General features: G+C 66.9%; 11 protein-coding genes. 8 read left to right on the plus strand and 3 right to left on the minus strand.

The genetic code is table 11. From position 1 onward, the window contains the following. Positions 1–4 precede the first annotated feature (4 nt). The gene (amgK, locus tag J2728_RS15830) at positions 5–1090 is read right to left on the minus strand and encodes an N-acetylmuramate/N-acetylglucosamine kinase AmgK (protein ID WP_310000644.1); all 1086 of its coding nucleotides are present in this window, start codon (positions 1088–1090) and stop codon (positions 5–7) included. Beyond that, positions 1080–1526, minus strand: a complete 447-nt coding sequence (gene tsaE, locus J2728_RS15835) for a tRNA (adenosine(37)-N6)-threonylcarbamoyltransferase complex ATPase subunit type 1 TsaE (RefSeq protein WP_310000646.1) — start codon at positions 1524–1526, stop codon at positions 1080–1082. Before tsaE ends, amgK begins: the two co-directional genes overlap by 11 nt. Before the next feature lie 86 nt (positions 1527–1612). On the opposite strand from tsaE, the gene zapE reads away from it, so the two are divergent. Further along, the gene (gene zapE, locus J2728_RS15840) at positions 1613–2731 is read left to right on the plus strand and encodes a cell division protein ZapE (protein WP_310000648.1); all 1119 of its coding nucleotides are present in this window, start codon (positions 1613–1615) and stop codon (positions 2729–2731) included. 10 nt (positions 2732–2741) lie between these two features. Next, positions 2742–3329, plus strand: coding sequence for an NUDIX hydrolase (locus tag J2728_RS15845; protein WP_310000650.1), 588 nt, complete (start codon positions 2742–2744; stop codon positions 3327–3329). On the opposite strand, the gene J2728_RS15850 is transcribed toward J2728_RS15845, so the two are convergent. Continuing rightward, a complete protein-coding gene (locus tag J2728_RS15850; RefSeq protein ID WP_310000651.1) occupies positions 3326–4759 on the minus strand; it encodes a sensor histidine kinase in 1434 nt (477 codons plus the stop codon). The genes J2728_RS15845 and J2728_RS15850 overlap by 4 nt on opposite strands. 180 nt (positions 4760–4939) lie before the next feature. On the opposite strand from J2728_RS15850, the gene sdhC reads away from it, so the two are divergent. The 6 genes from sdhC to J2728_RS15880 all read left to right on the plus strand — a co-directional run bounded on the left by sdhC (position 4940) and on the right by J2728_RS15880 (position 10137). After that, positions 4940–5347, plus strand: coding sequence for a succinate dehydrogenase, cytochrome b556 subunit (gene sdhC, locus J2728_RS15855; protein ID WP_310000652.1), 408 nt, complete (start codon positions 4940–4942; stop codon positions 5345–5347). After that, entirely contained in the window at positions 5314–5769 is a 456-nt protein-coding gene (gene sdhD / locus J2728_RS15860) for a succinate dehydrogenase, hydrophobic membrane anchor protein (protein WP_310000683.1), read from the plus strand. Before sdhC ends, sdhD begins: the two co-directional genes overlap by 34 nt. Further along, a complete protein-coding gene (gene sdhA, locus J2728_RS15865) occupies positions 5769–7556 on the plus strand; it encodes a succinate dehydrogenase flavoprotein subunit (protein ID WP_310000654.1) in 1788 nt (595 codons plus the stop codon). The genes sdhD and sdhA overlap by 1 nt, the downstream gene beginning before the upstream one ends. 7 nt (positions 7557–7563) lie before the next feature. Next, complete coding sequence (locus J2728_RS15870) at positions 7564–8346, plus strand: succinate dehydrogenase iron-sulfur subunit (RefSeq protein ID WP_013077358.1); 783 nt, start codon at positions 7564–7566, stop codon at positions 8344–8346. 204 nt (positions 8347–8550) lie between these two features. Continuing rightward, a complete protein-coding gene (locus J2728_RS15875; protein WP_310000657.1) occupies positions 8551–9789 on the plus strand; it encodes an NAD(P)/FAD-dependent oxidoreductase in 1239 nt (412 codons plus the stop codon). A gap of 27 nt (positions 9790–9816) precedes the next feature. Continuing rightward, on the plus strand, positions 9817–10137 hold the full coding sequence (locus tag J2728_RS15880; protein ID WP_013077360.1) for a 2Fe-2S iron-sulfur cluster-binding protein: 321 nt from the start codon (positions 9817–9819) through the stop codon (positions 10135–10137). Positions 10138–10827 lie beyond the last annotated feature (690 nt).

Consider the following 10827-nt stretch of genomic DNA (forward strand, 5'->3'; position numbering starts at 1 on the left):
CCGCTCACCGGCGCGTCTCCGCGGGAACGTGGCGGTCGAACCAGGCCTTCAGGTCCGCCAGCGCCGGATCGGCGAAGCAGACGTCCAGATAGACCCACAGGCGCGGGATGAAGTCGGCGTAGCGGGGCTTGCCGTCGCGGGTCACCAGGCGCGCGAAGATGCCCAGGATCCGGATGATGTTGAGCGCGCCCAGCGCGTGGTAGTCCGCCAGGAAGGCCGTGCGGTCCAGCTCAGGCCGCGCCTTCAGATAGCGGTCGAGGCAGGCGGCCTCGCGCTCGGGCGAGACCGTGCGGCGGGCGTCGTGCAGCAGCATCGACAGGTCCCAGGCCGGATGGGCCAGGACCGCGTCCTGGAAGTCCAGCATGCCGACCCGCGCCGCGCCCTGGCGCTCTGGCAGCCAGATCAGGTTCTCGGCGTGATAGTCGCGATGGCAGAAGACGGTCGCTTCGGCCTCGCCCTTGGCGCGGATCGGCGCCCAGATCGCTTCCCATTCGGACAGGGCTTCGGCGTCGAAGACCACGTCGCGGAACTTGGGCTGCCACTCGACGAAGAGGTCGTGGGCGGTCTTCAAGGCCAGGTCGTCATAGGTCAGCAGTGGCCAGGTCGAGCCGTCGTAGCTCAACGTCTTGGTCGTCGGCGCGGCGTGCATGACAAGCAAGGCGTCGATCGCGGCGTCGTAGAGCGGCGCCTCGTCGGTCCCGGCCTCGATGAGGCGGGCGTAGAGGTCATCGCCCAGGTCCTCGAGCACGGCCAAGCCCGCCGCCGCGTCGGCCGCCAGCACCTTGGGCGCAGACAGACCCTGAGCGCTCAACCACCCCGCGCAGGCGATGAAGGCGTCGACCCGCCCGGCGGCTAACCGGTAGAGAGCGTTGAAACCTAGCGCCGCGCGTTGCTCTGGCGTCGCGTCCGGCGGGCAGGGCGCGGTCTCCACCGACGGCGGCTGGTCCATGAAGATGAAGCTGTGGTCGCCGCGATGCAGGCGCTCGTAGCTCCGCGTCGAGGCGTCGCCGCCCAGCGCCTGACGGCGGACGTCGCCGAAGCCGTGGGCTTCCAGGAACGCGGCCTTGGCCGCTTCACGTTCAGAACTCAAGGGAACGTCCTTCGAAACTACCGTGCGCGGTGATGGCGGCGCGTCGCGCGTCGCCGTCCAGGGCGATGTCTATATCGAGCCGATTCGGCGGCAAACGCCCTTCCAGTCGCTGCGGCCACTCGATCAGGGCGACGCCGCCGTCCAGCGCCTCGTCCAGGCCGATCTCATAGGCCTCGTCGGGATCGGTGAGGCGATAGAGGTCGAAGTGCGCCAGCGGGAAGGCTGGCGTCTCGTAGAACTGCACCAGGGTGAAGGTGGGGCTGGGGACTTCCTCGTCCGGCGTCGTGAGCGCGCGGATCAGGGCGCGGGCCAGCGTCGACTTGCCAGCGCCCAGCGGGCCGGTCAGGCAAAGCGCGTCGCCGGACCGCAGCGCGGTCGCGAGCTGACGACCCAGCGCCTGGGTCGCGGCCTCATCGGGCAGGGAAAGGGTGTTCATGCCCACCCCATAGCGCGTCGCTCCGGCGATGTTGAGGCCGCAAAGCCCTTTCCCCCGCGCCGCGCACGCGCTAACCGCAATCCCCGATGCCGACATCCCTCCGCACCGCCTATCGCGAGCGCCTGGCCCAGGGCGAAATCCGGCCCGACGCCGCGCAAGCCGCCGCCGTCGAGGCCCTGTCCCGCCTGGAGGCCGACCTCGACAACGCCGGCGAGCCCGGCTTCTCGCTGTTCGGCCGCAAGCCCAAGAGCCAGCGCGGCGTCTATCTGTGGGGGCCGGTCGGGCGGGGGAAGTCCATGCTGATGGACCTCTTCTTCGACAGCGCCCCGGTCGCCAAGAAGCGGCGAATCCACTTCCACGCCTTCATGGCCGAGGTCCACGCCGACATCGACGCCTGGCGCAAGGGCGACGCGGCGGCGCGCAAGGCGCGGTTCGGCCAGTCGAAAGGCGACGATCCGATCGCCCCCACGGCCGAGCTGATCGCCCAGAACGTGCGCCTGCTGTGCTTCGACGAGCTGCAGGTCACCGACATCGCCGACGCCATGATCCTGGGCCGATTGTTCGAGGCCCTGTTCGCGCGAGGCGTCACCTTGGTGGCCACCTCGAACCGGCCGCCGGAGGATCTCTACAAGGACGGGCTGAACCGCCAGCTCTTCCTACCGTTCATCGACATGCTGAAGTCGGCCTTGGATATCGTGGCCGTGCGCGGGCCGGTCGACTTCCGCCTGGATCGCCTGCGGGCCGCCCGCACCTGGCTCGCGCCGATCGACAAGGATAGCCAGGCCGAGTTCGAGCGCCTCTGGGCCGACCTGCTGGACGGCGCGCCGGAAACAGGGGCGACGCTGGAGGTGCTGGGCCGCAAGATGCGCCTGCCGCGCGCGGCGGGCGGCCTGGTCCGCGCCTCGTTCGCCAGTCTTTGCCAGCAAGCGCTGGGGCCCCAGGACTATCTGGCCCTAGCCGAGCGCTTCCACACCGTGTTCCTCGAGGATGTACCTTGCCTCACGCCGGCGCGACGCGACGCGGCCAAGCGGTTCAACACCTTGATCGACGCGCTCTATGAAGCCGACGCCAAGCTGGTGGCCCTGGCCGAGGCCGAGCCCGAGGCCTTGTACCCCGAGGGCGAGGGCGCCTTCGAATTCGAGCGCACGGTCTCCCGCCTGCAGGAAATGCGCTCGGCCGACTACGTTTCGCGCGTCCGCGATTGAGGAAGAATAGATGTCCATCCATGACCGCGTCCGCGTTCGCGAGACCAAGCTGCTGTCCGACAACTGGTACGTCCTGAAGACCACGACCTTTGACTGGAAGCGCCGTGACGGAACCTGGCAAACCCAGAGCCGCGAGCACTACGACCGCGGCAACGGCGCGGTGCTGCTGCCGTACAACCTGGCCAACCGGACCGTGCTGCTGGTCAAGCAGTTCCGCTATCCGGCCTTCGTCAACGGCTACGATGATCTATTGATCGAGGCGGCCGCCGGCCTACTGGACGACGCCGAGCCCGAGGTTCGCATCCGCGCCGAGGTCGAGGAGGAGCTGGGCTATCGCCTGGACGATGTGCGCAAGGTGTTCGAAGCCTTCATGAGCCCCGGTTCGGTCACCGAGATCCTGCACTTCTTCGTGGCCGAGTACGACGCCTCGATGCGGATCGGCGACGGCGGCGGCCATCCCGATGAGGGCGAGGACATCGAGGTCCTGGAGCCGACGATCGACGAGGCCCTGGCCATGATCGCCGATGGGCGCATCCGGGACGCCAAGACCATCATGCTGCTGCAGCATTTGGCCCTGACGGTCTTCGCGAAGGCCTAGTCGAGCGCGCGCGTCAGCGGCGCGTCGAACCGGACCACCAGGCCGTCATCGCCGTATTCGAAGGCGATATGGCCCCGCAGCTCCCCGGCGATGCTGCGCTCGATCAGCCGCGAGCCGAAGCCGCGCCGCTTTGGGCGCGGCGCGGCCGGTCCGCCGGTCTCGCGCCATTCGAAGACCAGGCTTTCGTCGCCGGTCACCGACCAGACCAGCCGCAGCCGACCGGCCGTCGACAGCGCCCCGTATTTGGCGGCGTTGGTGGCCAGCTCGTGAAACACCATTCCGAGCGACAACGCCACGCGGGCGGGCAGGTGGACGTCCTCGCCCTCCATCAAGATGCGCTCGGCGCCGTAGGGCCCCAGTTCCTGGCCGAGAATCTGCCGAAGGCCCGCCCCCGCCCAATGGCTGTCGGTCAAGGCGTTGTGAGTCTGGGACAGGGCCAGGAGGCGCGATTCGAAGGCCTCTGCGAAAGTCGCCGAGTCTTGGGCGCCGCGCAGGGTCTGCTGGGCGATCGCCTGGACCGTGGCCAGAGTGTTCTTGACGCGGTGGTTCAGCTCGTCGAGCAGCAGGCGCTGGCGCTCGTCGGCCTGGACATGATCGGTCATGTCGACGCCCTCGACGAAGACGCCGGAGGCGGTCCCGTCGGGTTCGATGATCGGCTGGTAGACGAAGTCGAGATAGCGCTCCTCCAGCGACGCGCCGGCTTCGCGCCGCAGGGCGACCTTCACGCGGCGACCGACGAAGGCCTCGCGGCTGGCGAGCACGCGGTCCAGAAGATCGACGAAGCCCTGCTCGGCGATCTCGGGCAGGGCCACTCGTAACGGCAGGCCCGTGACCTCACGGTGACCGATCAATTGAGCATAGGTATTGTTGGCCAGGTCGAAGACGTGGTCGGGGCCGCGCAGCACGGCCATGAAGCTGGGGGCCTGCATGAACAGGTTGCGCAGCTCCCGGCTCTGCGACTGGACCGTCTCGGCGCGCCGCAGCACGTCGTCGCCCAGCATGGTCGCCGAGCGCGAGCCGAAGGCGGCCTCCTTCAGGCGCTGGATCGCCGTGACGTCCTGGGTGTGCTGCAGGATGTAGCGGGTCGCGCCGGTCGCGTCCGGGATCGGCGTATGGGTGGCGCTCCAGATCCTGTCCTCGAAGCCGCCGCCGAGGTGGGCCGGTCTTTCGATCGCGTAGTGGATAAGCGGCAGTTCGGTCACTTCGCCGGTGTCGCGGGCCCGGATCAGCGCGCCCTCGACCTGGGCGCGGCTCTCGCCTTCAGACGGAAAGGCGTCGAAGACGTTCACCCCCGCGATGTCTTCCCAGCGTCTATGGAGCGTTTCGAGATAGGCGGCGTTGGCCGCGACGTAGCGCAGTTCGCGGTCCAGCAGCATGTAGGGCGAGGGAATGCGATCGAATATCTCGCGAAAATCGATCGGATCAGTCATCTGACGCACAATCCGCCCCGTACCCTGGTGGAGCCTAACGCAAGCTACGCCTTGGTGGTTCCCCAACAGCCCCCGCCAGGGTTGCGAACGTTTCTCAAGAGGCGTGGTTTAATTGACAGCTAAGTCCCCAAGCTTAAAAGCGTCCCGCAACGCACAAAGGCTACTGAGGTTGGACCTCCCATGACCGACACGAGCCGGGGGCTGCCCGAGCGCCCGATGTCGCCGCACCTGCAGGTGTGGCGTTGGCATATCACGATGGCCTGCTCGATCCTTCACCGCGCCTGCGTGGTGGGCCTGTGGGTCGGCGCCGTGATCCTGGCCGGCTGGGCCGCCGCCCTCGCGGCGGGCCCCGAGGCCTACGCCGGCTACGTTGGCCTGCTGGGCTCGCCGATCGGAAAGCTGGTCTTGCTGGGCGAGACCTTCGCGGTCTTCTTCAACGCCGCCTACACGCTCCGCCAGACCTTCTGGGACACGGGCAAGGGCTTCCAGCCGCGCATCGCCGACATGACCGGCGCCATGGCGATCGCCTTCGCGGTCGTGGCGACGATCGTGACCTGGGTCATCGCCGGCGCGAACGGAGCGTTCTGATCATGAGCAAGAACGATATCTTCCAGCCCATCCAGTTCCGCACGCCGCTGTCGCGCGCGCGCGGCCTGGGCTCGTCGCACCACGGCGTCTCGCACTTCATCACCGAGCGCGTATCGGGCTTGGCCCTGGCGCCCCTGAGCCTGTGGGGCGTCTACAGCGCCCTGAAGCTGATCGGCGCGGACCAGCACACGGTCGCCGCCTGGCTCGGCCAGCCGCTGAACGCCGTGCTTCTTCTTCTGCTGCTGGTTTCGGCGCTCGTGCACCTGTCGAACGCCGTCCAGGTGGTGATCGAAGACTATATCCACCGCTTCACGAGCAAGTCGGCCCTGGTGATCGGCAATCTGTTCGTCTGCGTGCTGGCTGGCGCCGTCGGGATCTTCTCGATCCTGAAGGTGGCCCTGACCGTGACCGGAGCCCATTGATGTCGGCCTACAAGTTCATCGACCACAAGTTCGACGTCGTCGTCATCGGCGCCGGCGGCTCGGGCCTTCGCGCCGCGCTGGGCGCCGCCCAGGCCGGCCTCAAGACCGCCTGCATCACCAAGGTGTTCCCGACCCGCAGCCACACCGTGGCCGCGCAGGGCGGTATCTCGGCCTCGCTGGGCAACATGAGCCACGACGATTGGCGCTGGCACATGTTCGACACCGTCAAGGGCTCGGACTGGCTGGGCGACCAGGACGCGATCGAGTACCTGACGCGCAACGCCCCGGCGGCGGTCTATGAGCTCGAGCACTGGGGCGTGCCCTTCTCGCGCACCTCGGACGGCAAGATCTATCAGCGCGCCTTCGGCGGCATGACCAAGAACTTCGGCGAGGGCCCGATCCAGCGCACCTGCGCGGCGGCCGACCGGACCGGTCACGCCATGCTGCACACGATGTACGGCCAGTCCCTGGCCCACGACACCGAGTTCTTCATCGAGTACTTCGCCCTCGACCTGATCATGGACGATGGCGTCTGCCGCGGCGTGACCGCGTGGAAGCTTGACGACGGCACCCTGCACCGCTTCCAGGCCCAGATGGTGATCCTGGCCACCGGCGGTTACGGCCGCGCCTACTTCTCGGCGACCTCGGCCCACACCTGCACGGGCGACGGCAACGCCATGGCGCTGCGCGCCGGCCTGCCGCTGCAGGACATGGAGTTCGTGCAGTTCCACCCCACCGGCATCTACGGCGCCGGCTGCCTGATCACCGAAGGCGCCCGCGGCGAAGGCGGTTACCTGACCAACTCCGAAGGCGAGCGCTTCATGGAGCGCTACGCCCCGTCGGTGAAGGACCTGGCGCCGCGCGACATGGTCAGCCGCGCGATGACCATCGAAATCCGCGAAGGCCGGGGTGTGGGTCCGAACAAGGACCATATCTTCCTGCACCTGGATCACCTGGATCCGAAGATCCTGCACGAGCGCCTGCCCGGCATCTCGGAAACCGCCAAGGTTTTCGCCGGCGTCGACGTCACCAAGGCCCCGATCCCGGTGCTGCCGACCGTCCACTACAACATGGGCGGCATCCCAACGAACTATCACGGCGAGGTCGTCACCAAGAGCGGCGACAACCCCGACCAGGTCATCCCTGGCCTGATGGCCGTGGGCGAGGCCGCCTGCGTTTCGGTGCACGGCGCCAATCGCCTGGGCTCCAACTCGCTGATCGATCTGGTGGTGTTCGGTCGCGCCGCGGCCCTGCGCTGCGCCGAGATCCTCAAGCCCGGCGCCAAGCAGCCGGAACTGAAGGACGCTCAGACCGAAGCCCACCTGGCCCGCTTTGATCGCTTCCGCAACGCCTCGGGCTCGACCGGCACCGCCGAGCTGCGCCTCGAGATGCAGAAGGCCATGCAGGAAGACGCCGCCGTGTTCCGCACCGGCGAAAGCCTGGAAAGCGGCGTGAAGCGTCTTCAGGCCGTTTGGGACAAGAAGAGCGACATCAAGGTTTCCGACCGTGGCCTCGTGTGGAACACGGACCTGATGGAGACCCTGGAGTTCGACAACCTGATCGGCCAGGCGGTGGTCACGGTGAACGGGGCGGTCAATCGCACCGAAAGCCGCGGCGCCCACGCTCGGGAGGACTTCTCGGACCGCAACGACACCGAATGGATGAAGCACACCCTGGCGTGGCTCGACGTCGACACCGGCAAGGTGAAGATCGATTACCGCCCGGTGCACAGCTACACGATGTCCGATGACATCGCCTACATCCCGCCGAAGCAACGGGTCTACTGAGGGTACGATGGTCGAACTCGCGCTCCCCAAGAACTCGCAGGTCAAGTCGGGCAAGCACTGGCCGGCTCCCGCGGGCGCCAAGAAGGTCAAGACCTTCAAGATCTACCGCTACGACCCGGAAACGGGCGGCAATCCGCGCTGGGACACCTACGACGTCGACATGGACGCCGTGGGGCCGATGGTCCTGGACGCGCTGCTGTACATCAAGAACACCATCGACCCGACCCTGGCCTTCCGCCGGTCGTGCCGGGAAGGCGTTTGCGGCTCGTGCTCGATGAACATCGGCGGCCGCAACACCCTGGCCTGCACCCACGGCTGGGCCGAGGTCCCGGGCAAGGCCGTCCAGATCAGCCCGCTGCCGCACATGCCGGTGGTCAAGGACCTGATCCCGGACCTGACGCTGTTCTACGCCCAGTACGCCTCGATCGAGCCCTGGCTGCACACCGACACCCCCGAGCCCCAGGCCGAGTGGCGTCAGTCGCCGGAAGACCGCGAGAAACTCGACGGCCTCTATGAGTGCATCCTCTGCGCCTGCTGCTCGACCTCGTGCCCCAGCTACTGGTGGAACGGCGACAAGTATCTGGGCCCGGCGGCCCTGCTGCACGCCTACCGCTGGCTGATCGACAGCCGCGACGAGGCCACCGGCGACCGCCTCGATGCGCTTGAGGATCCCTTCAAGCTCTATCGCTGCCACACGATCATGAACTGCGCCCAGGTCTGCCCCAAGGGGCTGAACCCGGCCAAGGCCATCGCCGAAATCAAGAAGATGATGGTCGAGCGCGTCGTCTGACGCGCTTGTCAGCAAGACAAGCTTGGGGCGGCTTCGGAAACGGGCCGCCCCATAGAGCCTGCATTAGCGGGCTCTTTTCGTATGAGGAGCGCGTCCGGGCGCGAAACCGCAGACACTTTCTTTGACGCGCTCTATATCCGCCTCGTCGAAGGCGCTTGCCAAAAGGTGACGCCACCGTCATTTTTGACGAAAGGGAGGGCGTCATTGAGCGCTGAAGCCAATCAGAACGCATGCGTCGTGATCGTCGGCGCGGGTCACGCGGGTGGTTCGGCCGCCGCGTTTCTGCGCCAGTATGGTCACCAAGGTCGGATCGTCCTGATCGGCGACGAGCCGCTCTTGCCCTATCAGCGCCCGCCGCTGTCCAAGGCCTGGCTGAAGGGCGAGGCCGACGCCGACTCCTTGGCTCTCAAGCCCGCGGACTGGTACGGCGAGAACAATGTCTTCCTGCGCCTGTCGGGCGTGGCCGAGCGCGTCAACCGCGCGGCCAAGACCGTGACCCTCGCCTCGGGCGAGGCCATTTCCTACGACTTCCTGATCCTGGCCACCGGCGCCCGCGCCCGTCAGCTGCCGATTCCCGGCGCGGATCTCGCTGGCGTCCTGGCCCTGCGCACCGCGGCCGACGCGGAGTTGCTCAAGCACGCGCTGGGTCCTGGCAAACGCTTGGCGGTCATCGGCGGCGGCTATGTCGGACTGGAGGCGGCCGCCTCGGCCAGGGCGCTCGGCGCCGAGGTCGTGGTGGTCGAGCGCGAGAGCCGGGTCCTGGCCCGCGTCGCCTGCGAGACTCTGTCGACCTTCTTCCAGGACTATCACCGCGCCCGGGGTGTCGCGTTCGAGCTGAACGCCGGCGTCGAGGCCTTCGAAGGCGAACGCGAGCGCGTCTCGGGTGTCCGTCTTTCCGACGGACGGGTGTTGCCGTGCGACGTCGCCCTGGTCGGGGTCGGCGCGATTCCCAATGACGAGCTGGCCAAGGACGCGGGTCTGGCCACGGCCAACGGCGTGGTCGTCGACCTCGACGCGCGCACCGACGATCCGGCGATCTTCGCGATCGGCGATGTCGCGCACCGTCCGCTGCCGCTCTATGAGCGCCAGTTCCGCCTGGAGAGCGTGCCCAACGCGCTGGAGCAAGCCAAGCAGGCAGCGTCCGCGATTCTCGGCCGGGCTGGTCCCGCGCCAGAGGTCCCCTGGTTCTGGTCGGATCAGTACGACCTGAAGCTCCAGATCGCCGGCCTGCCGTTCGAGGCCGACCGCCAGGTGGTGCGCGGCGACGTCGCCGCCGCCAAATTCGCGGTCTTCCATCTGAAGGGCGACCTGCTTCAGGCGGTGGAAGCGGTCAACGCCCCGCCGGAATTCATGGCCGGCAAGCAGTTGATCGCCAAACGCGCGCCGGTGAATGTCGAGAAGCTTGCCGACACGTCGGTGTCCATGAAGGAAGTGGCGGCTTAGGACCGCCTAGGGGAACAAGAGAACCACATGGCCAAGATCACCTACATCGAACACGACGGCACCGAGCACGCGCTGGACGTCAAGCCGGGCCTGACCGTCATGGAAGGCGCGGTGAAGAACAACGTGCCGGGCATCGACGCTGACTGCGGCGGCGCGTGCGCCTGCGCGACCTGCCACGTCTATGTCGACGAAGCCTGGCTCGATAAGACGGGCGACAAGTCGGCCATGGAAGAGTCGATGCTGGACTTCGCCGAGAACGTCGAACCCAACAGCCGCCTGTCGTGCCAGATCAAGGTGACCGACGCCCTCGATGGCCTGGTGGTGCGTCTCCCCGAGAGCCAGCACTAAAGGCCGCGCTAACCACGCCGTCAAAAGAGCGTCGTTATATTGTCGCGAGGGGGTTGCCAGAGCGCGGGGCGGGGACTAGATCAACGCCTCGCTCGGAACGGCTTCGCGACCGGACGACGCGGCCCCCGAAAGGGAGCTTGCATCGGCCCAGACGCTTGGCTAGATACCGCGCTCCAATCGACTCGATGATGGATCCGCGAGGGCGGCTTCGGCAGCCCTGAGGGTCTTCTTTTTGTCTCTTCGCTTCCGGGTTTCCGGTGACGCGAAAAAGTCGAAAAGGGTTGGTTGACTTCGGAATGTTGCTTCATTAGAAGCGCCGCTCCGATCATCGCCGCCAAGAGTTCGCAAGAATTCAGCGGCGCGATGAAGGGTTAGCTAAGTAGAGATTTTGAGATCTTCTCGAAATAACTTCTTGACTGACTTGGTTGGCTTCTCTAGAAGCTCGCCACGCTGGCGCTTCCTGGATTTCCAGGGCTCGCTGGTCCGGTTCAGAAAGTTTGAAAAAACGATTTGACACGGAATTCGAGGTTGGATAGATAGCCGCCTCCGCCGACACCGGGCGCTAAACGGTGGGGCCGGTTCCCGGGTTTCTGGGGCGGTTCGGGTCTTTGACATTGTTGATTTGGAAAGAGAAACGCAGGCGGCGGCGCTCTGGCGGTTCACTCTACGGAGTGGATCATTGACGCTGAC

The sequence above is a fragment of the Caulobacter segnis genome (genome assembly GCF_031454995.1).
Lineage (GTDB): Bacteria > Pseudomonadota > Alphaproteobacteria > Caulobacterales > Caulobacteraceae > Caulobacter > Caulobacter segnis_E.